Genomic DNA, 20,968 nt, shown 5'->3' with positions numbered 1-20,968 from the left:
TTCAGGCAGTGGCTGGCTGCCGGGTGTCAGTTTCTCCTGGCCTCGGAGCGCTACACCCAGTACGCGGTCCTGACCAGGTAGGCGGTCTCCGCCGCCTCACCCGTGTTTCCGTACGCTCCTTCGAAGGCCAGATAGCCGTGACCGGCCGGCGGTCAACTGTCGGCGGGCTAGATGGAACTCCCCTCGTGCCACTTTGAAGGCCCGGTCGTCGATGTAACAGATGCTCGGTCTCAAGGACAAGATCGAGGACATCCTGATCACCCTGGGCACCCAGTACCACCTCATCCGCCCAGTTGCCGGGAGGTCCGGGAACGGGCTGTTCATCTACCTCGTCATCGACAAGGGCCGGTCGAACCTCGCCATGGCACGGCATCACGTCAAGCGCGCCGAGGAGCAACTGGAGCTCTGAGCTCCGGCGCCTGATTTTTGCCCGCTAGTTGCAGAGTTCTTCAAGTCTCTTTGTCTGCATCTGTCGAACTCTCGGCTTCTGTGCCCCGGCGGGTAAAGAATCGGACGGTGCACCGGGCGGCCGGGCCGCCGCGCCCGTCCGCAGCCTTATCCGAGTCAGGGAAGTGAGCGATCCCGTGCAGCGCCCCCTCTATCAGGTCAAAGCAGAGTTCTTCCGCATGCTCGGCCACCCTGTGCGCATCCGTGTTCTGGAGCTGCTGCAGAACGGGCCGGTGTCCGTACGGGATCTGCTCACCGACATCGACATTGAACCGTCCAATCTCTCCCAACAGCTCGCCGTGCTGCGCCGGTCCGGAATCGTTGTCTCCATCCGCGAGGGCACCTCGGTCAGTTACGCCCTGGCCGGAGGCGATGTCGCCGAACTCCTGCGGGCGGCACGTCGCATCCTCACCGAACTCCTCGCCGGTCAGAGCGCTCTGCTGGCCGAGCTCCAGGATGCCGAGAGGTAAACGCAGCGTCGACGAAGTCGGCCGGCCATCTGCCTCTTGATTCGTTTCAGGTCCGTGATCCTTCCTTCGGCGACGCCCGAGCTGAAGGGCAGGGGTACGGCCGCGGCGACCTCGTCGAGATCGGCGAGAAGTCCGCCTGAGAAGCTGCCCAGTTGAGCGACGCCGAAGGTACGGGCCCGGCGGATCCAGGCGTCGAGCTGCGCGGGCGCCGTTTGTCGAAGACGGTCGCGAACGCGCGGATGAGCCACAACATGAAGATCCACAACTGCGGCTGGAGTATTGATTGGCCGATCTCAGAAGCAACCGACCGAAGTCAGCGCGGCCCGAGGAACCTCTCAGGCCGCCGTCAGCGCCGCCAGGGCACGGTCCATTGCGGCGTTGAACTCTTCCGGCGTCAGCGGCAGCCGGGACTTGACGTCCCGACTCCACTGGTCGGCGAGGACCTCGGCGGAGCCCGCCTCGACACCCTCGAGCGCCGCTTCGGCCAGGTCCGACGGCGCGATCTTGTCCACGGGCCAGCCCGCGGCCATGTCGGTGTCGGCCAGGCCGAGGTGCACCGCTGTCACGAGCGTGCCCTGCTCGGCGAGCTCCAGGCGGACGCCGTTGGTCATGGCCCAAGCGGCGGCCTTGGTCAGGTGGTAGGCATTGGCGCCCTTTCCTCCGAACCACGACATGGCGGAGAGGACGTTGACGATCGCGCCCCCGCCGTTCCTGGCGAGCACCGGCGCGAACTCCCGGATCATTCCCAGGTGGCCGAACATGTTGGTCTCCAGCTCGTGCCGCACCGCGTCCAGCGAACCGGTCACCAGATCGGTCCCCGTCTGGATCCCCGCGTTGTTGATGAGCAGCGAGACGTCCGGGGCGGCCTCGGCGGCGGCCTTCACGGATGCGGGATCGGCGATGTCGAGGGGCAGCACCTCGACCCCGGGCAGGTCCACGGCCTCCGGCCGGCGGGCCGTCGCGTAGACCTTGCGGGCGCCCCGTTCGAGCAGGCGCTGGGTGAAGGCGCGGCCCAGGCCGCGGTTGGCTCCAGTGACAAGGGCAACTGAGTTGTTGATGTCCATGACCGGTACGCTAAAACCTGACGTTAACGTCAGGGGCAAGTGCTGGTCCTCAGGGCCGGGGCGAGAGGAATCACCATGACCGTCACCGAGGCCGCGGCCGAGCGGCTGATCCGCATCGGCGAAGTGGCACGGGGTGCCGGCGTCTCGGTGCGCGCCGTGCGCTACTACGAGCAGCAGGGGCTGCTCATCGCGGAGCGCAGCCCATCCGGCCAGCGCCTCTACCGGCAGGACGCCATCGCCCGGGTCCGCTTCTTCCAGCAGATGTTCGCCGCCGGCCTGACCAGCCGACGGATCACGGAACTCCTTCCGTGCTGGGACTCCGGACACACCGACGCCGAGCAACGAACCATGCTGCGCGCCGAGCGCGACCGCGTCCAAGCCAAGATCGACGACCTGCGGGCTGCCCTGGCTCGCCTCGACGAGGTCATCGCGATCACGGACACGCACCCGTAGGCGCGGTCGGCCGGACGCCGCACCAGCGATCTAGGGCTGGAGTACGAGTACTCGGTCCGCCGCTGGGCGGCTACCGATCGGGCACGTCCATGGGGGCGAACCGTTCTGGTCCATGGCCGACGGACTTCTGCCGCCGGCCTGTCACCGACCCCGCGTTCGGGCATCGGCGACAGACGACGGTCGAGAGAAGGACCGTTCAGTTGTCCGGCCGGCTCGGGCTCAGCCGTTGCCGCCGAGCCTGAAATGGAAGATTCCCCAAGTGAGGTGAGCCTCGCTGCCACCGTTGATCCAGTGGCCGAGTCCCTTCTTCATCTGGGCGAGGTAGTCGTGGCTGATCTTCCTGGCCAGCCCTTCGGCTTCTTGGCGTTCGGTCTCCTCGAGGACACGCGTGTAATGGTTCACCAGTTGTTCGCGGTGCTCTTCGAAACCACCGTCGACGGCGGTGAACCCGAGCCGGGCGAGCTCGCGCGTGTAGAAGCCGGGCGAGCCCATGTCGTCCAGGTGGATTCGGTCGAGGATCGGCTGCAGCACGTCGGTGCAGGCGCCGTCCGCGGCCGCCATGGGGTCGGTGAAGATGAGGTGGCCGCCGGGCCGCAGTACCCGCGCGATCTCTTCGAGGACCTGGACCCGGTTGCCGCTGTGCAGGAAGGCGTCCTGGGACCAGACGACGTCGACCTGGTCGTCCGGGTAGGGGATGTCCTCGAAGGACCCGTCGACGACCTCGATCCTGTCGGTGAGTCCGCGGGCCGAGTTGCGCTCCTTGTGGCGCTGGTTCTCCACCTCGCTGAGGTTGAGGGCAAGGACCCGGCAGCCGTACGTCTGCGCCAGGTACCGCGCGGAACCGCCGAACCCGGAACCGAGATCGAGCACCACCGAATCCCGGGTCAACTCCAGCTTCGACGCCATCCGCTCGACGGTCCGCCGGCTGGCGGTCGCGATGGGCTCCACGGGGCTCTCGTAGAGGCCGATATGAATGTCCTCGCCGCCCCACACCGTGGCATAGAAGGTGTCGGCGTCGGGTGAGTTGTAGTAGCTGCGGGCGGTGCCGACCGCGCCTTTGTACGGTGTCTCGTTCTCCATCCGGTACTCCTTCTCCGCGACGTGCACGAAGAAGTCCGGCTGCTCACCCCGATAGGTGTGCTGGAAGTCGCCGTAGGTCTCGATGTGCTGGAAGCCCACCTCGGACATGAGGCGCCGGGTGTAGTTCTTCCGCAGCGGGAACATGTTGAGGTGGTAGATCGAGTTGTCGGGGAAGCTGTACCGCATACGGCACAGGCCCTCATCGACATACTCCGGCTCTACGATGACGTCTTCGCCGCAGTAGTAGTACCGGTGCTTGCTGGTGTACCCATCGTCCAGGATCGCGTCGTAATTGCGCTGGTCCAGTACGAGAATTCCGTCGTGCTTGAGCATCGCGTAGAACTCGGCCAGAGCCTTGCGCCGGTCACGCTCCGAGAAGAGATGCGTGAAGGAGTTTCCGAGGCAGACGATGGCGTCGTACTCGCCGTGGACGTCTCTGTTGAGCCATCGCCAGTCCGCTTGCACAACCCGCAGGATGTGTCCTCCCTGCTGCGTACCATTCTCGAAGGCCCGCGCCAGCATCTCCGCGCTGCCGTCCGCGCTGACGGTCTCGAATCCGGCGGAAAGCAGGGCTACGGAATGAAAGCCCGTGCCTGTCGCGACATCGAGTACGCTCCGCACCCCCCATTTTCGCAGGAGGTCGATGAAGAAATTGCCTTCGCTTTCCGCTCGTTTCTCCCAGTCTATGAGGGAGTCCCATTTTTCGACGAAGCTGGGGACGTACTCCTCCGTGTAGTGCCCGGTTTCGCGTACTTCGACAGGGTTGTCGCCGAACTCTTGAGCCGGTTGCACGATGATGGAGACCCTTCAGCTATGAGGAATCTTGCCCTGGCGCGGCACCCCAAGGCGGCACAGGGCTCCAGGCCTTGAGAGCCGCGCGGTCTGAGCGGATCGCTATCCAGGACCGTGCGGTCTCATGCCTGCGAAGTTCGTATACGGGAGCGGACTGTCGCGAAAAACCGCCTTGGCCAGCGCCTTTACCGCCTAAAGATTATTTCGCACAGCGGAGGATTCCGGCCCCCTCGCATATAGGACAGTCGCGGGCGAATCACCGTTTCGTCGACAGTCGGCCGGGGTGGCGGGGGAGGGGGCTGTGCATAACAGATCTTCAATTCGTCGTGCAATGTGGCCTGTTCGGCATTCTGGCCAAGCGCGGCTCATGTGCTGGGCGCCGCGTCACGAACGCAGCACGGGTCTTCGCCATCCCTCTGGCGCGGAGTCCGCCGTGAGCCGGGTGCGAGGCTGCTCGCTGGTCTTATGGGGCGTGATCGCTGCTGTCAGGTGGGATCGACCCCGCTGGACAGGCGAAATTGTTCGACAGCGCCGTCGGAAGCGGCATGAATGTGCACAGAAACCGGGCCTGGAAACGTGTAACCCTGTTCCGCCGCGTGCCGGCAGACCTGAGCGTCGAGCTGGCGTTGCACTTGCGCCTTGTATGGGGCCAGTCGCCGGTGAGAATCTGGCGGCAGCTCAAGTGTGTATGTGTTGGGCGCCAGGATGCATTCCCGATCGACGATGATCGTATTGTCGTCGCATGTCTGGCGAAGTTCGGCCAGAACTTCTGGCTGGTCCCGTTGCCCAGGCAGCACACGCTCCCACAGCGGGTCGGTCCACTTCTCCAGGGCGTTCTCCACGTTGCTCATGATTCCCATACCGATCGGGTGCCCGACGAGACGTGATGCACGCACGCCGGCGGGTGCTGGGATCGACTCGCCGCTTGCCGCTCGCTGAGCGGTGATGTGGATGCGCGGCTCGGGGGTGAGGTCGGCTTCCCGCTGAGGCGCAGGCCGCAGTCCACCTCTGGAGCGCCAGGGTGCCGGGTTTTTGCGCCCCCTCGTCGGGCCCCGGCAGCGTACTGGTGGGCTCGGACGATGTTGGAGTCGACCGACACCAGCCAGTCGATCTCACGGCCGCATCAGCCCGCGCCTGGCCTTCCCGAAGCATCCGCTCGAAGGTGCCGTCCCTGGCCCACCGGCGGAAGCGGGTGTGCAGCGCGGCCCAGGACCCGTACCGGCAAAGCCTATGCGCCCGTGTTCAGGAAGATCCAATGGTCGTCCGGCAGGTTCTCAGGGGTCGGAGGGGGAACGGGGCGGGTCTCCTCGTGCCAGGCGGAGCCCACGGCAGCCGTGGCGATTCCACGCCAGAATCGAGCAGCGCCTGCGTTGGCCTCCTGGAAAGCGATCGCCCAGGCACCGGGCCGGGAGCGCAGCAGATGAAGGGCGGCCTGCCGACCGACGCCGCGCCTGCGCAGCGCCCGTACGACGAAGAACGCGGAGATCGAGGTCTCGCCCTCGAGCGTCGTACGGGTCAGGATGAAACCGCCCGGCGTCGTACCGTATTGGATCAGCAGGGCTTCCCTCCCCGGCTCATCAAAGAACAGCGGCAGGCTGCTGAACCCGAACCTCCCGTCGGCCGCCGGGAGGTGGCCGAGAAACTCCGAGATGTCGTGGCGGTACAACTGGGCCAACTGCTCGACGGAGCTCCGTAGTTCACCGCTCGCAGGGCGCAGGGTGATTGGCGCGGAGTCAGTAATCGGGCCCATCCAGCAATTCTCGCATGCACGCGATGTGTTCCAGTGCGGGGAGCATCGCGCAAACCCGCGTCGGCCGCACACCTGCCCAGCGAGACTTTGACGAAACGTCGTAGAGTCCGCCCGGCGAGGGGATGCCTTCACGTCTCGGCGCGGCGGAACTCACGGTTTGTGGGTTACCCAGAGTAGTTCCGCCGGCCAGCGATGTGCCCAGTCAGGTGGGTCGGTTTCGTTGTAGCCGTTGGGTGTTCCGAGCTCGGGCCGCGGCTCGATGAGGTCGTCGATGATGAGACCCGCGCCGCGCAGGACCTTGACCCAGTCGCCGTAGGTGAGCTGATAGCTGGTCGCGCCGACGTCTTCGGCGATGGTGTTCAGCCCGAAGTAGTCCTGCTGCAGCGTGGTGGTCACGCGGCTGGCGGCTTCGTCGTAGCAAGCTTCGAACCATGGGCTGGCGACGTTGAACACCAGCCGCCCGCCTCGGCTCAAGACGCGTGCGGCCTGCGGGACGGCCAGGTGCGGAGGCGCCCAGCTGAGCCCACCGAAGTCGCAGAACACCAGGTCGAAGCTATCGGCGGCGAAGGGGAGTTGTTCGGCGGCGCCTTGCACCAGCGGGTAGCGGGCCGCTCCCATCGCGCGGGCTGCTGCGGCGAGTTGGGCTTCGGACAGGTCGAGCCCGACCACGGTGGCGCCCTCGGCGGCGAGCGCCCTGGACCACTGGCCGGCACCGCAGCCGAGCTCGAGGACGCGCTTGCCGGTGACGTCGCCCAGCGCATGCAGGTGCGCGTCGGGGATGGAGTACATGCCCCACAGCCGGGGTGCGGCGCCGATTTGCGGGTCGTGCTTGTGCTGGTAGGCGTCGCTGATCTGGTTCCAGAGCCGCCGGTTGGCGGGGATGCTGTCCACGTGCCGACTCCAGCACTGCCTGCCGGGGGCGGTCAACACGATTAGGGCACTGCCCGGCCCTCGCCTGGACGCCCACCCGGGAGTGCGGGACTTGCGGTGGGTCCGCGTCGTTGGGTGGTCGTCGGGTGATCGGGCGGAGGTTCGCCCGGCTGGTGCGGTACCGAAGACTGTCCAAGGGCTACGAGCTCCTTGGCCGTCAACCGGGAGAAAGCGGTTTGCCTGGCCAGCGGCATACCTCTGTTCCGGCTTCGACACCAACACCACTCTCGCGTAACTGAGTTGAAGTCGTCTGCCACCAGACTCCATGGCGCTGTGGTCAGTCGATCTCAAGGTCCGGTGGGGCGGTCCCGGGCGTGTGGAGGGCATGGTTGATGCCGACGTCGGGGTCGCTGTCGTAGCCGGCACGGAAGGTGGTCTCATAGGTGTCGTCGCCGATGGCCTGACGGGCCTGCGCCTCGCACGCCTGGCGGGCGGCGACGAGTTCGGGTGCCCCCATCTGGGGGGAACCGAGGGTCTGCCATACCCGGTCGGCGGTGCCGAGGAGCTGGGCGGCTCGCTCGGCGTGCCCGGACGAGAGCACCGCGGAGGCGAGTGCGTCGAGGGCCATGGCGATGCCGAGGCTGTCGCGGACGCGGCGTTTGCCGTCCAGGGCGTCGCGGGCATGGGCTTCGGCCTCTGCCGCCCGTCCCAGGGCCAGCGCGGCGAGGGCGCGGAGGAGGTCGCCCCAGGCGCGGGCATGCGTCTCGCCGTGGTCGTCGCATACGACGCAGAGACGGTCCGCGACGACCGCGGCCTCGGCGACCTCCCCGAGCTGGATGTGGACGAAGGACCGGGCGACCTGGACGAGGGACCACGCCGCGTCGTAGCGCCCGGGGGGCGGCGGGGTGCACGGCGCCGTGTCGAGCGCCTCGGCCGCCCGCGTCTGCCGACCGCTCAACGCGAGACAGGCGCCCTCGAGAATGGCAGCAGCGGCCGGGACGGTCTCATCGGCCTCGTCGGCCGTGACCTCCCGGAAGGTGTCGACGAGGCGGAGGCCGGTCTCCATGTCACCCACGGTCTGGCCGACCATACCGCGGGCCCACAGGGCCTTGGCGCGGTCCGGTCCGGAGGCCGGATCCAGGTCCAGGGCCCGGTCGAGGTAATACTCACCCTCCTGGGCGAAGCCGCAGGCGTACCAGAAGAACCACAGTGCCCCGGCCATCTGCAGCCCACTGGGCCCGTCCTGCTCGGCGAGGCAGAAGTCAAGGGCGGCGCGGAGATTGGCGTGTTCGGCGGTCGTCCGGTCGTGCCAGGCGATCTGGTCCGGCCCCATCCAGGCGGCATCCGCGGCCTGGGCCAGCGCCCGGAAGTAGTCCCGGTGCCGGTGGCGCAGCGTGGACTCCTCACCGAGACCGCGCAGCCAGGCGGCGCCGAACTCGCGGATGGTGTCGAGCATCCGGTAGCGCTCGCCACCGCCGGTCGGCTCCCACATCACGACCGACTTGTCCGTCAGGGAGGCGAGCAGCCCCGGGATCGCCCGCTCGGGAAGGCGCGCGTCGGCGCAGACCGCCCGGGCGGCCTCGGCGTCGAAGCCGCCGACGAGGACGGAAAGGCGGGCCCAGAGCAGCCGTTCGGCCGGGGTGCACAGTTCGTGGCTCCAGCCGATCGCGGTGCGCAGTGCCTGGTGCCAGGGCGGCTCGGTGTCGCCCACCACCTCGTCGGTGGTACCCAGGACGGCGAAGCGGTCGTCCAGCTTCTCGGTCAGCTCGGCCACGGACAGGTCTCGCAGGCGGGCCGCAGCCAGTTCGATGGCGAGCGGGAGGCCGTCCAGGGAGCGGCACAGGCGTACGAGATCGGGCCGGTTGGCGTCGGTGACCGCGAAGCCGGGCACCGCCTCGGCGGCCCGGTCGGCCAGCAGGGCCATCGCGTCCGCACCACCGAATGCCGCGCCTTCGCCTTCGGGTACGGGCAGTGGGGCGACGGTCAGCGGCCGCTCCACGTGGATGCCCAGGGGGCGGCGGCTGGTGACCAGGATCCGCAGTCCCGGCGCGGCCCGCAGCAGGACCTCGGCGGCCAGTGCGCACTCGTGGACCAGGTGCTCGCAGGTGTCCAGGACAAGCAGCACCTCGCGCCCCGCCAGGTAGTCGGCCAGCACATCGATCATGGGCCGCGTCGTCTGATCCACCAGCGCAAGGACCTCGGAGACGGCGTGTGCGAGCAGCGCGCCTCGGCGCAGCGACGAGAGCTCCACCCACCACACACCGTCCCGGAAGGACGGCTGCACCTCATGCGCGGCCCGCAGTGCGAGCCGGGTCTTGCCCACCCCGCCGACCCCGGCCAGCGTCACGAGCCGGGCGCCGTTGTCGAACAGCCGCCGGATCTGCGCCAGTTCCTGCTGTCGGCCGTACAACTCACGTGTCTCCGAGGTGAGGTTCCCCGCTCCTTGCCGACGCATGGTCGCACCCTTCCTTTCCTTGCTCTCCCGCCGTGGGGCGGCAGTATGGCGGCTGTGCTCGGGCCGCGGGACGGTCGGCACGAAAGTGACCGGAAGCGTCGCCGCCCGATCACGACCGACCGAGGTTGCCCTGTGGCGCGCTCGGTACGTCGTCGTTCTTCGGTACGGGGAGCACCGGTCCCATCAGCAGGCCGGCGGTGGGCTGGACGAACAGCAGGGTGAGGTCGTGGCCGTCGCCGCCGTGGGCGGCCGAGTGGTGGTCGACGAGGTCGACCAGGTTCGCAAGGGCCTCGTCGAGGGTGAGGGCGCTCAGCGCGGCCCGGACCCGGCGGTCGAGGGCCAGCGGGGTGCCGTGCGCGTCCCGGGCCTCGGTGAGACCTTCGGTGTAGAGCAGCATGCACTGCTCGGGGGTGAGCAGGACGGCCTGCACACGCGCTCTGGGCCGGTGGAGTGGTGCGTCATCCAGCTGACCCAAGGCGTCCACGGTCTCCGCGAGTTCATCGCCGACGCCGACGCCGACGCCGACGCCGACGCCGACGCCGACGCCGACGCCGACGCCGACGAGGGCAAGAAGCCCGTCGCTGACGTGCCGCCCCACCCCTGACCCCACCCCCATGGGGGTGGGGTTGTCCATACCTCCTGGTCGGGGGGCTCCGCCATGGCCGCGCAGTGCCCTTCCATGAGGCAATGATCTTGGAAGGCCGCACGGCGCGGCCCACCCGTCCGATGCCGCAACACCCGTGACACATAGGTCAGTTGTGCCCCGTCGGGCGTTCGACGAGCGAGATGAGACAGCCACCATGGCCTACATACGAAACTTCGCCCCTACGTGCCGCAGAGTCGCTCTGGGTGCGGTGGCCGCGGCCACCGTCACGGTGACCCTGGCGATGCCGCTCTCCACGGCCTGGGCCCAGCAGGACGGGCGGTCGACGGGTGCGGGGCGGGCGGCCCTGCAGCGGGATCTGGACGACATCGTCCAGAAGGACGGAGTGGTCGGCGCCCAGGCCGCCTTGGTGGACGGCAAGAGCCGTATCTCCGTGCGCAGTGGCACCGCCGAACGCGGCACCGGCCGGAAGGTTCCGCACGACGGCTACTTCCGGATGGGCAGCAACACCAAGACCTTCGTCGCCACGGTCATGCTGCAGCTGGAGGCCGAGGGCCGCGTCCGGCTCGACGACATGGTCGACGACTGGCTGCCCGGGGTGGTCGAGGGGCAGGGCAATGACGGGAAGCGCATCACCGTGCGGCAGTTGCTCCAGCACACCAGCGGCCTGCCCGACTACGTCCCTCACCTGCCGGGCATCTTCGACGAGGGTGAATTCCAGAAGCACCGCTTCGATGCCTTCAAGCCGCGCGACCTGGTCCGGTTCGCCATGCGGGACAAGCCCACGTTCGAGCCCGGCAAGGGCTGGAACTACTCCAACACCAACTACGTACTCGCCGGGATGATCATCGAGAAGGTGACGGGCCGGAACTGGAGCGAGGAGGTCCGCACCCTGATCATCAAGCCCCTCGGCCTCAAGCACACCTACTCCGCGCGCGAACGCGCCGACTTCGGCCTGCCGTGGCCCCACGCCAACAGCTACCAGCAGTTCAAGCCCGGGGGTCCGCTGGTCGAAAGCACCGAGGTCAACATGAGCTGGGGCGACTCGGCAGGTGACCTCGTCACCACATCCAAGGACCTCACGCGCTTCTGGCGGGGGCTGCTCGGCGGCGAACTGCTCAAGCCGAAGCAGCTGAAGGAGATGAAGACGACGGTGCCTGCGCCGAGGGAGGGCCTCGATACGCAGGAGAGGATGGGCCTCGGCATCTTCTGGCGGCCGCTGAGCTGCGGAGGCGGGTACTGGGGGCATGGCGGGACCACCCTCGGCCACCTCAACGCCAACGGCTTCGTCGGCAAGGGGGAGCGGGGCGTCGTCATGATGCGCTCCACCAACCTCAACACGGACGACCGTGACGTCCGCGCCGACGAGCTCCTCGACGACGCCTTGTGCAAGCGGAAGTGACCGTGTGGAGGGCCTGTCGGCCCTTGGCCCCTCCTCGGTGAAGACACCGTGTCGTCACGCGCCGGGCGGTGTGGTCTCGGTGCAGGATGACACCTGCCCGAGGCCACCCGCGCCCAGAGCGCCGCGTTCCGCCACCTGCTGATGATCTTCCAGGGCCCGCACTCGACCGTCGCCGGCGTGCGCGCGAGGCTGTCGTCGAGGCGGTCCAGCTTCACCGATCCATGCCCAAGACGAACTCCGCTGCCCAGTGGTGGAGTTGGTCGACATCGTCGGCCTGGAGGCCGTAGGTACGGGCTCTGCCGAAAGCGCTGTCGGGCGGCCAGCGGCAGCGCGTCGCCATCGCCCGCGCGCTGGCAGGCCAACCGCAGGTGCTGATCCTCGACGAGGCGATCGCGGTGCTGGACGTATCGATCCAGGCACAGGTCCCCGCCCTGCTCGCCGATGTGCGGGCGACCACCGGGACCGATGTGCGGGCGACCACCGGGACCGTGCTGCTGGTCATCACGCACGGCCTCGGGGCCGTCCGGCACATCAGCGACGACCCACAGCACCCCTACACGCGGCGCCTGATCGAGTCAGTCCCGAAGCAGGGCTGGAAGCCGCGCCGAAGGGTGTAGGGGCCGGCTCGGCCTTGATTGCCACTACCGGAGGGATTTGACCGCACCGCTCAGCGCGCCCGTGGCCGCGCGCCCGGTGTGGCGCGCGGCATGGCGACCGGACTTGGCTGCGGTACGGCCGCGGGACGCGCCGGACTTCGCGGCCGCGCGGCTGCGGTAGGCCACGGAGGGTTTGCCGTGCGTGTCGGCCGCCGCGAGCAGCAGGCCGCCGAGCAGCGAGAGGTTCTTGATGAACTGGGTGCGCTGGGCGGCTCGCCGTTCCGGGTCCTCCTCCTTCCACCAGGCGTGCCCGGCCAGGGTCGTCGGCACCAGGGAACCGGCCAGCGCGAGCGCGGCGGCGCGCGGAAGCCGCCCGGTGGCCAGCATCATGCCGGCACCGACCTGCACCGCACCGTTGATACGGACCAGGCGTTCGGGGTCCTCCGTGAGCCGCGGTATCCGGGAACCCAGCGGGACTGCGACCGGCTCCGCGGCGGAGGCCACGCGCTTGGGGTCCCGGAGGGTACTGAGACCTCCCGAAAGGAAGACGGAAGCGAGCAAGGGACGTGCGCATTTCCTGAGAACAGCCATGCCTTCCGGCTTCCCCCGATACGGATACTCAGACAGCTTTCACGCGGAGAGATCAATCCCTGTGTCTTGGGCTGTTCGCCTGACTGTCCCGGGAGCCTGGCTGGCACCCGCAGCCTTGCAGCGTCCCCGCGTTTCTTGCGGGCTTGCGCTGCCCAGACCCTGTGGTGTCCGCTGTCGAGGCATGGCGGACGGGCAACACCATCCCCGAACTCGGCAGAGCCGGTGGTCGCCATCCGGCCGACGGCGTTCTCACACCTTCGTGCTCATGTCCCCCCTGGCGCCCGGCCGGCAAAAGGCCCGTCCTCATACCGGGCGGCCCGGAAGGACCTCACGGGCCGCGGCGTGCCCGCCGTCGGCCAGGTCTGCCGGGGCGCGGTGCGGCAGGCCATGCCGTCACGCGCGTCCTCATTACCGGTTGGCCCGTTGCTTGGCGGGGCGGCGTTTGGACGGGCGGCGTTTGCGCGCCCGTTCCTCTTCGGTCAGCCCGCCCCAGACCCCTGCGGCTTCCCCCGCCTCCATCGCGTACTCGCGGCACTCATACGTGACGGGGCACCGAGCACAGATCTCGCGGGCGGCTGCCTGGTCCGCCAGCGCCGGCCCAGCCTGCCCTACCGGGAAGAAGAGTTCGGGATCTGTGTCCGCGCAGGCAGCCTTGCTCATCCACTTCTGGTCAAGCGGCAACACATCCATGTGCCGCCGAGTGCCCCTCGCCGGCCGGATGAAACGGTATGCCCTCGGAGTGACGGCCGGGACGCAAGAGAATCCTCTCGCTCAACGGAGCGCCTTCGGAGGCGAATTGAGGTGAAGCGAGGCGTTGGGCGGCCACCATGTGCAGAGCGCGCAGGGTCTCGCGCTGCTGGACCGCACGGCTGTGCAGTTCCTCGAGCCGCTTGGGGTCCAGGCGTGTGTCCCGGGTGGCGACGGCGCCGAGCGTCTGCCAGAGCAGCGTCTTCCCGTCCACGACGAGCAACAGCCCCTCCAACTCGATGGCAGTGCTGAGTGCGGCGCTCCGCAACAGCCGGCCGTTGAGCTTGAGCCGCCCCGCCTTCTCGGCCGCCCAGCCCTCGTAAGCCTTGTAGCGGCGGACGGGAACGTCTAGCAGCTCCATGAAGCGCAGCAGCGACTGCCGGTCCAGCTCTACGTCGTTGGCGAGGCTCCCGAGCCCGGGGCCGTGCTCGGAGTGTTGATGGACCCGGGCCACCCGCTTGGCGAGCTCCACTCCGGCTGTGGCACCGGCCAAATGGTCATTGAGGTAGACCGCCAGCCACTGCCGAGCCCGGTCCACGCCGCTGCTCTCGTTCACCGCCACACCAAATCCCCGCCATGCCGACCCACTGATGAATGCCTCGGTTCCTCTCGTTCCTCTCGCGCGCTCCTGAAGTCCTGCCCCTGGCAGGCGGGTACCACTCAGCCGAGGGCGCTACCGCCTCCCGGCGCAGGGCCTTGCGAAACTTCGGTCCGGTCGCCGCACAAGGAGCCCCACACTCACCGAGCCGCGCGACACCCAGAAAGGGGTCCGAGGATGGACTGTGCCGACCCGACGAATCATGACCATCGCCCGGCGGATGATCGACCGATTGTGCCCGTTGGGCTGCTTACCGGGCACCGCTTGGGGATATCCGCAGTGCATGAGGTTGCTGACAAGCGTGAGTGAGGCTGACCGGGTCCTGACACAACGGGCGGCTTCGCGCATCCCGCCGGGTGTGGCCAAGGTGCTCTCGGCGGTGGAGGAGTCCGCGGAGAGCACGAAGCTGTGGTGCGGGGCCGCCGTCGCCATGGCCTGGCTGGGTGGGTGGCGGGGACGTAAGGCCGCGGCGGCCGGGCTGGGGGCCCTGGTGGTGGCGCAGCTCGTGTCGAACGGATTGTGCAAGCAGCTCGCCGACCGCCCCAGGCCGCCGGCGGAGTGGATCCCGCACGATGAGGTCGCCGACCGTCCCGACTCTTCCTCCTTCCCCTCCGGCCATACCGCGGCCGCGGTCGCCTTCACCGCCGCTGCCGCCCCCATCTGGCCGGCCGTGGGCGCGCTGTGCGCGGTGCCGACCGCCATGGTGGCCCTTGAACGGGTGCAGTCGGGCGCCCACTACCCCAGCGACGTGGCCGCCGGAGCCGCCATCGGCCTGGCCAGTGCCTGGCTCGCCCGCCACGCCCCGGCGCTCCTGCTGCGCCACTGGCCATAATTCGAGAATCGACCGTGCGGGCCTCGGGGAACCGCATCGCGCGGCTGTCGCGGTATCAGCGCTGACGTTGTCGCGTGACCCGGGCGGGCTCGGCTGTGCGCCGAGCCCGCCGTGGCGGCTCCATTCCGGAGCCGGTCCCGTGTCACGCCGTCAGCGCTGCAGCGTCAGCAGACCCGGACGGTAGGGCAGGAGACCGTAGTCGCCTCCGGAGTTGGGGCTGCGCCCCTGGTAGAGCAACTGCAGATGGCAGGGATCGACGGTCATGGTCTGATCGGGGCTGGTGCGGATCAGTTCGCCGTGGCTGATGTCGTTGGTCCAGGTGGCGCCGCTGTTGGCCTTGCCGGCGAAGGGATTGCTCTCGGACCCGGCCTGGGGCGTCCATGTGCCGTTCAGACTGGTGGCCGTGAACGAGCGGAAGTAGCGGCCCTGCGAGCCGATCGCCTCGACGAGCATGAGGTAGCGGTTCTGGCCCTGCAGCTTGTAGACCTGCGGGGCTTCGAACAGGTTGTTCGTCGTATCGCTCATGACCACGGTCGAGGTCGTGCCGAAGCTGCCCGGGAAGTTCCCGATCGGCATGCTGGCCCGGTAGATCTTGCCGTTGTCACCGGCGAAGAACAGGTACATGTTCGTGCCGTCAGCGATGAGTGTCTGGTCGATCGGGCCCGTTCCGGAGCCGGCGATGCTTCCGGAGAAGAGCTCGTGCTCCGCTGACCAGCCATTGGGGTTGGTGGGGTCGCTCGATGTCCGGTAGGAGAAGGCGGTCTTGCCCCACTGGTAGGTGAGCACCCAGATGTTCTTCGGCGCGAAGTAGAAGAGCGTGGGCGCGACGGTGGACGTCGACATCGTGTTCTGGCTTGCCGATCCCATCTCCGACCAGTTGGTGAACAGGCCGAAATTCATCGACCCCCAACGCGTCCCCGTGTCGTGCGTCGTCGCATAGACGAGTTGCCTGCCGTTGTACGGGACGACGGTGAAGTCCTTGAGCGAGGCCCACCCCGGCTTGGGCTGCGCCAGCGCGCCCGTTGACGTCCAGCGATAGGTCGACGGAAGGTCGCACGGGCCGGAGTTGTCGCCGCCGGCCTTGACGAGCTTCCACTGCTGGTTGGTGCCGCCCCAGTCGTCGTACTGGACGATGTTCGCGTTGTCAGCGGTGGAGGCCCCTTGCACTTCGAGGGCCTTGCTGCTGTGGCGCGAGATGAACCGCACGTAGCCATCGGAGCTATCAGCCAGCCGCCACTGCTGGTTGGTGCCGTTCAGGTCGGCCCACTGGACGAGCGGTCCGCCGTTCGCGGTGGACTGGTTGTGGACGTCCAGCACCTTGCCCGAGAGGCGGGACTTGATGCGGTAGTAGCCGCTCCCGGAATCGACGAACTGCCACTGCTGCTGGTTCTGATCGTTCCTGGCCCACTGGGTGATGCGGGCGCCGTCGTTGGTCGCCATGTTGTAGACGTCCAGGGCCTTGCCACTGTTGCGGTTGACCAGCACATACGAGGCGTTGGGGTCCACGGTTGCCGCGGCGGCGGGCTGGGAACCGAGGAAGGTTGCCAGGAGCAGCAAGGGGGTGAGGACGGCGAGTAAGCGTCTTGGACGGGCCAGGGACGGTAGGTGAAACCGCATCAGAGGGCCTCCTTCAGGGGTGGGGGTGAGGCGCCCGGGGTGGGCTGAGGCGTCCCCGATGAACCGCGGAGCGGCCGTGCGGCGGCAGGGACGGTTCCGAAAACTTTCGGAAGTTTTCCGGTTTCTCTGACGCCACAAGCTAGGAATGCGGGGCCGTCTGGTCAAGGTCCGTCACTGATCTGTCCGTAAACAGCGCCTCTCTCTTGACCTGACAGGCATTTGTGGGAGGGGGTTGGCCGGGCGGCGGCCGCAGACCTGTCCCGGCCACGGCCTCGGCTCTGGCGTTACGGCATCTGCCGTCGGCGGTGCCGGGGGACCGACGTGGCTCGCCGGGGCCGGAAAGTTTCGGGTAAGGAACGGAAACTTCTTGGGCGGGTGTATTGACGATCCACCGTCAATACCTCAATCATCCCTGTCTGAGACCCCGTCCATAGTTCGAGATTTCGAACCGCGCCGACCCTCAGCAATCTGCGATGTACGGCAGATCCACGCACACCTGTACAGCAGATCGGCACGCCAAAACACCGCGCCACCCCTGTTTTCGTTCCGGTGAGGTTCGCACCAACGCACTCTGGCCTTCGCGCAGTTGGAGAGGTACGCGACTCCGCGTGGCGGCCCCCGGCTGAGCCGCAATGGAGTACCCCCATGCCTGTGTCGAAACACCGCCGCCCGCCGTACGTCACCCGACGGGAGCGGACGGCGCATGTCCCTGCGCTTCAGTCCTTCCGTGATTTCTACCTTGGAGGCACAGTCATGGGCTCGTATGCCCTTCCCAGACCCGTTATCCGCCGAAAGATCCACGGCCTGCTGCTGGCGCTGGTCGTCGGCGTCCTCGGCGCGGCCGGCGCACTGGTCGCGCCGCCGTCCGCACACGCCGCCGAGACCACGCTCGGCGCCGCGGCGGCGCAGAGCGGCCGCTACTTCGGCACCGCCATCGCTTCGGGCAGGCTGGGCGACTCGGCGTACACGTCGATCGCGGGCCGTGAGTTCAACTCGGTGACGGCCGAGAACGAGATGAAGATAGACGCCACCGAACCGCAGCGGGGCCAGTTCAACTTCACCGCCGGTGACCGCGTCTACAACTGGGCGGTGCAGAACGGCAAGCAGGTGCGCGGTCATACCCTGGCCTGGCACTCCCAGCAGCCCGGCTGGATGCAGAACCTCAGCGGCGGCACGCTGCGCCAGGCGATGGTCGAGCACATCAACGGCGTGATGACCCACTACAAGGGCAAGATCGCCCAGTGGGACGTCGTGAACGAGGCTTTCGCCGACGGCAGTTCGGGAGCCCGGCGCGACTCCAACCTGCAGCGCACCGGCAATGACTGGATCGAGGTCGCCTTCCGCACCGCGCGCGCAGCCGACCCGTCCGCCAAGCTCTGCTACAACGACTACAACGTCGAGAACTGGACCTGGGCCAAGACCCAGGCCGTGTACGCCATGGTCCGAGACTTCAAGCAGCGCGGCGTACCGATCGACTGCGTCGGCTTCCAGTCGCACTTCAACAGCGACAGCCCCTACAACAGCAACTTCCGCACCACGCTGCAGAGCTTCGCCGCTCTCGGCGTCGACGTGGCCATCACCGAACTCGACATCCAGGGCGCCTCGGCCACGACCTATGCCAACGTGACCAACGACTGCCTGGCCGTCGCGCGCTGCCTCGGCATCACCGTCTGGGGTGTGCGCGACACCGACTCCTGGCGACCGGAGCACTCGCCGCTGCTGTTCAACGGCGACGGCAGCAAGAAGCCCGCCTACACCGCCGTCCTCAACGCCCTCAACGGCGGTTCCACTACGCCTCCTTCGGGCACCGGGCAGATCAAGGGCGTCGCTTCGGGCCGCTGCCTGGATGTGCCCAGCGCCAGTACTACTGACGGCACCCAGCTCCAGCTGTGGGACTGCCACAACGGCACCAACCAGCAGTGGACCCACACCGCCGCTCGTGAGCTCAGGGTCTACGGCAACAAGTGCCTGGACGCCGCCGGCACCAGCAACGGCACCAAAGTCCAGATCTACAGCTGCTCGGGCGCCGACAACCAGAAATGGCGCCTCGACTCCGACGGATCCATCGTCGGCGTCCAGTCCGGCCTCTGCCTCGATGCCGTCGCAGCCGGCACCGCCAACGGCACCCTGACCCAGCTCTACTCCTGCTCTAACGGCAGCAACCAACGCTGGACCCGCACCTGACAAGACCCGCCACAAACGAAAGGGGGAACCGGTGAGGACCTAGGGCACGGCTTCCCTCGTCCCTCCACACCCGACGGAGGCAACGGCGTCCGGTTGCCTGGAGCACCATGACACCTCCAGGCAACCGGCTTGAGGCTCTGGAAGAACCCGAGGTCCTTCGGGCTGCACGAAGTCAAGATGTTCTTCGTCTGCAGGTGGTACACGCCCGCTACGTCATCAGGGGGCCACGTGATCCAAGCGGTCGCCGGTGTGCGCTTCTCCGACGGAGCGCCGGGCGCAAGGTGAAGCGCGTGCCCCGGCACCGACGAAAGGCGGGTACGCGATCCGGCAGGATGGCCTTATGTCCCACACCCCGCTACGCCCCGCACAGCCCTTCGATGAGAAGTGGATCGCTCAGGCCCTCAACGGTTTCATCGAAGGTTCAGGGCACTGGGGGCCCGGCACGCTCGCCGTGTTCACCGAGGTCGGCGGCTACTTGACCGGGAGTGGCGAGAAGCCGCCCGCACGGTACCGGGGCTGGAACTGGTACCGGTTCATCGGTCGGTGCGGCGCCGTGGCCCTGCGGGCGAGCTCCTTCCATGTGCAGGACCATCTGCGCGCGGTTCAGCTGGCGATGCTGGATGTATGGGCAGAAACTCCCTTTGCCGACCCGGAGGTTCGCGCCCGGATGCGTGCGGGCGTTCTCGAACTCGCCGACACGGCCACGCGTGCCGCTCGGGCCCACGACGGTGCGGTGGTCGCTCTGCATGGGCTCGGCGCAGGCCGGGACGGTCAGCGTTTCGTCGAGTTGCGCACCGGCACCGCGCAGCCGTCGGCACCAGGTCGGATCACGGACACCGAGCCGGTGCCCGCGACGGGTTGGGACACCCCTGACCGGCTGCGGCGCATCGTGCACCTCGTACGGCAGAAGGGCCCCGCGCCCTGGGACCGCGCGGCGGCCGTGGTGCTCGCCGAGCGGACCGGGCTGAGTCGGGCCGGTGCCGCGCTGCTGCTCGCCGGAATACCCGATGTGAAGTACGGGTACGGAGGCCTCGGTGCCGAGGCGCGCAAGGTGATGGGGCTCAAGCAGTCCGAAGCCGAGGCCGGTGAGCGGGAGTTGGCGAGCCTGCGGGTGGCCGAGCGCCTCGACCTGCTGGCCGACGTGCTGCCCGCGGACCCCGGGCAGCTGTGGCTGGAGGGCGGGCAGCTGGCGCTCGCCGAGCGGATCGCCGAGGCCTGGCGCCGGCAACAGGGCGTACGCCCCGCCGTGCCGGAGTCGACGCTCGCCGTCGCCGCCGAGCACAGCGATGTACGAATGGCCCCGGCAGCCGTGTGCGCCGTGTTCGCCGATCCCGCGCGCGAGCCGCGGCTGACCCGCGACCCGGACACCCGGCTGCGGGTGAACAGCATCAGCGGCGGCGGCTGGGAGGGCGACGAGGGTTTCCGTTTCAGGGAGCTGCTCGCCGTGGTCTGCGACGCCGTCGACTGGGTGTACGCCGAGCTTCCCGAAGGAGATCCCGTACGGCGGGGTGTCCCCGAGACCGTACAGCTGCTGCGGGAACGCCTGGCCCACCCGGGGTTGCTGCTCTCCGCCCGTGGCCGCAGCCTGCGCGGCCGGACCGTGGCGGAACTACTGCCGGGCTTCCCCGGCGCCCTGCCCTACGGGGACGCCGCTGAGCCGCTTGCCCATCCCACGCTCGACGACGGCCTGGTCGTCGTGTCCGAGGCAGGGTTCGACCGGCGCGGTGAGCGCGAGGCGCCCGGCGTGTACTTCCGGCCCGGCCGCTACGGGGTCGACGAGCGCTCGCGGCGCCTGGAGGCCGTGGTCGACGCGGAGGGCTCGCATCTGGCGCTGGTTCGCCGGCTGCGCGGTCCCGATTTCGAGCGGATCGTGCAGCGCATAACCGAGGGGGCGCTGCCGCCCGGCGGCTACGAGACCGATCCGCGGCTGTCCGCACCGGAGGTGGTCGAGGAGGCGATTGCCGCCACCGGTGTGGATACGGACGCCGCCACCTTGTATCTGCAGTTGCTCGCCCTGCCTGTGCCCACCGACCGCCGCATCCGCTGCTTCAACCGATGGACTCCCGCGCACCACAAGGCCGTTGAGGCCGTACTCGTCGAGGCCGGTCTGGTGGTTGCCGACCACAGGCCCCGGGCCGGGCGGGGGATGTTCCTGCCCGGCGACTGGGTGGGCGGGGACAAGTTCTACCCTCCGATGGAGACCTGGAAGGCCGGGCTGCTCGGGGTCCGGGTGATCGGGCGCAAAGTCTGCTCCCGGCCCGTCGCCGGCCCCCTGCCCGAACTCTTCGCCCGGGCCTGGCGGATGCGTCCCAACTGAGCCGGCACGTCCCACAGGTTGCGCCAGAACACCGGAGGCGATCCTCAGCTGTTTGAGAAGTGGACGGTTGGTCGCCGCTCGGGAGCGCCTTGATCCCAG

The 20,968-nt window shown here is 68.4% G+C and carries 18 protein-coding genes and 2 pseudogenes; 9 read left to right on the top strand and 11 right to left on the bottom strand.

Annotation, left to right across the window (positions count from 1 at the left end; genetic code table 11):
• Window positions 1-217 precede the first annotated feature (217 nt).
• Window positions 218-409: pseudogene (locus OG302_RS01905) on the top strand (hypothetical protein); the annotation flags it as partial.
• Between the two features lie 175 nt (window positions 410-584).
• A complete protein-coding gene (locus tag OG302_RS01900; protein WP_363199308.1) occupies window positions 585-917 on the top strand; it encodes a metalloregulator ArsR/SmtB family transcription factor in 333 nt (110 codons plus the stop codon).
• A 335-nt stretch (window positions 918-1,252) separates the two neighbouring features.
• On the opposite strand, the gene OG302_RS01895 is transcribed toward OG302_RS01900, so the two are convergent.
• A complete protein-coding gene (locus OG302_RS01895) occupies window positions 1,253-1,981 on the bottom strand; it encodes an SDR family oxidoreductase (RefSeq protein ID WP_371525022.1) in 729 nt (242 codons plus the stop codon).
• Between the two features lie 75 nt (window positions 1,982-2,056).
• Here OG302_RS01895 and OG302_RS01890 point away from each other — a divergent pair, with 75 nt between their 5' ends.
• Entirely contained in the window at window positions 2,057-2,434 is a 378-nt protein-coding gene (locus tag OG302_RS01890) for a MerR family transcriptional regulator (RefSeq protein ID WP_371525021.1), read from the top strand.
• Window positions 2,435-2,653: 219 nt separating this feature from the next.
• On the opposite strand, the gene OG302_RS01885 is transcribed toward OG302_RS01890, so the two are convergent.
• From OG302_RS01885 to OG302_RS01860, 6 genes are all read right to left on the bottom strand, one after another.
• The gene (locus OG302_RS01885; protein ID WP_371525020.1) at window positions 2,654-4,306 is read right to left on the bottom strand and encodes a methyltransferase domain-containing protein; all 1,653 of its coding nucleotides are present in this window, start codon (window positions 4,304-4,306) and stop codon (window positions 2,654-2,656) included.
• A gap of 485 nt (window positions 4,307-4,791) precedes the next feature.
• The gene (locus OG302_RS01880; RefSeq protein ID WP_371525018.1) at window positions 4,792-5,157 is read right to left on the bottom strand and encodes a DUF3662 domain-containing protein; all 366 of its coding nucleotides are present in this window, start codon (window positions 5,155-5,157) and stop codon (window positions 4,792-4,794) included.
• Window positions 5,158-5,534: 377 nt separating this feature from the next.
• Window positions 5,535-6,056 (bottom strand): GNAT family N-acetyltransferase, encoded by a 522-nt coding sequence (locus OG302_RS01875; RefSeq protein WP_371525017.1) that lies wholly within the window; start codon window positions 6,054-6,056, stop codon window positions 5,535-5,537.
• A 150-nt stretch (window positions 6,057-6,206) separates the two neighbouring features.
• Complete coding sequence (locus OG302_RS01870) at window positions 6,207-6,947, bottom strand: class I SAM-dependent methyltransferase (protein ID WP_371525016.1); 741 nt, start codon at window positions 6,945-6,947, stop codon at window positions 6,207-6,209.
• 316 nt (window positions 6,948-7,263) lie between these two features.
• Entirely contained in the window at window positions 7,264-9,381 is a 2,118-nt protein-coding gene (locus tag OG302_RS01865; RefSeq protein ID WP_371525015.1) for an NB-ARC domain-containing protein, read from the bottom strand.
• A gap of 109 nt (window positions 9,382-9,490) precedes the next feature.
• Window positions 9,491-10,015, bottom strand: a complete 525-nt coding sequence (locus OG302_RS01860; protein WP_371525014.1) for a SpoIIE family protein phosphatase — start codon at window positions 10,013-10,015, stop codon at window positions 9,491-9,493.
• Between the two features lie 166 nt (window positions 10,016-10,181).
• Here OG302_RS01860 and OG302_RS01855 point away from each other — a divergent pair, with 166 nt between their 5' ends.
• The 3 genes and pseudogenes from OG302_RS01855 to OG302_RS01845 all read left to right on the top strand — a co-directional run bounded on the left by OG302_RS01855 (window position 10,182) and on the right by OG302_RS01845 (window position 12,004).
• Window positions 10,182-11,387, top strand: coding sequence for a serine hydrolase domain-containing protein (locus OG302_RS01855; RefSeq protein ID WP_371525013.1), 1,206 nt, complete (start codon window positions 10,182-10,184; stop codon window positions 11,385-11,387).
• 296 nt (window positions 11,388-11,683) lie between these two features.
• Window positions 11,684-11,737, top strand: a pseudogene (locus OG302_RS01850) (hypothetical protein); the annotation flags it as partial.
• 18 nt (window positions 11,738-11,755) lie between these two features.
• Window positions 11,756-12,004, top strand: a complete 249-nt coding sequence (locus OG302_RS01845; protein WP_371525012.1) for an ABC transporter ATP-binding protein — start codon at window positions 11,756-11,758, stop codon at window positions 12,002-12,004.
• Window positions 12,005-12,028: 24 nt separating this feature from the next.
• Here OG302_RS01845 and OG302_RS01840 read toward each other — a convergent pair whose 3' ends face one another.
• The 3 genes from OG302_RS01840 to OG302_RS01830 all read right to left on the bottom strand — a co-directional run bounded on the left by OG302_RS01840 (window position 12,029) and on the right by OG302_RS01830 (window position 13,877).
• A complete protein-coding gene (locus tag OG302_RS01840) occupies window positions 12,029-12,574 on the bottom strand; it encodes a DoxX family protein (protein WP_371525011.1) in 546 nt (181 codons plus the stop codon).
• A 408-nt stretch (window positions 12,575-12,982) separates the two neighbouring features.
• Window positions 12,983-13,234, bottom strand: coding sequence for a WhiB family transcriptional regulator (locus OG302_RS01835; protein ID WP_371525010.1), 252 nt, complete (start codon window positions 13,232-13,234; stop codon window positions 12,983-12,985).
• Window positions 13,235-13,244: 10 nt separating this feature from the next.
• Window positions 13,245-13,877: a hypothetical protein gene (locus OG302_RS01830; protein ID WP_371525009.1), complete on the bottom strand. Its 633-nt coding sequence runs from the start codon at window positions 13,875-13,877 to the stop codon at window positions 13,245-13,247.
• 325 nt (window positions 13,878-14,202) lie between these two features.
• On the opposite strand from OG302_RS01830, the gene OG302_RS01825 reads away from it, so the two are divergent.
• Window positions 14,203-14,751 (top strand): phosphatase PAP2 family protein, encoded by a 549-nt coding sequence (locus OG302_RS01825; RefSeq protein ID WP_371525008.1) that lies wholly within the window; start codon window positions 14,203-14,205, stop codon window positions 14,749-14,751.
• Between the two features lie 150 nt (window positions 14,752-14,901).
• On the opposite strand, the gene OG302_RS01820 is transcribed toward OG302_RS01825, so the two are convergent.
• Window positions 14,902-16,368: a non-reducing end alpha-L-arabinofuranosidase family hydrolase gene (locus OG302_RS01820; RefSeq protein ID WP_371525007.1), complete on the bottom strand. Its 1,467-nt coding sequence runs from the start codon at window positions 16,366-16,368 to the stop codon at window positions 14,902-14,904.
• A gap of 753 nt (window positions 16,369-17,121) precedes the next feature.
• Here OG302_RS01820 and OG302_RS01815 point away from each other — a divergent pair.
• Together OG302_RS01815 and OG302_RS01810 are read left to right on the top strand one after the other, a co-directional pair.
• Window positions 17,122-18,552: an endo-1,4-beta-xylanase gene (locus OG302_RS01815; RefSeq protein ID WP_371525006.1), complete on the top strand. Its 1,431-nt coding sequence runs from the start codon at window positions 17,122-17,124 to the stop codon at window positions 18,550-18,552.
• A gap of 340 nt (window positions 18,553-18,892) precedes the next feature.
• A complete protein-coding gene (locus OG302_RS01810) occupies window positions 18,893-20,869 on the top strand; it encodes a hypothetical protein (protein WP_371525005.1) in 1,977 nt (658 codons plus the stop codon).
• Window positions 20,870-20,968: the final 99 nt, after the last annotated feature.

It is taken from the genome of Streptomyces sp. NBC_01283 (genome assembly GCF_041435335.1).
In the GTDB taxonomy this organism is placed as follows: Bacteria; Actinomycetota; Actinomycetes; order Streptomycetales; family Streptomycetaceae; genus Streptomyces.
This window is presented reverse-complemented; position numbering and strand designations above follow the sequence as displayed.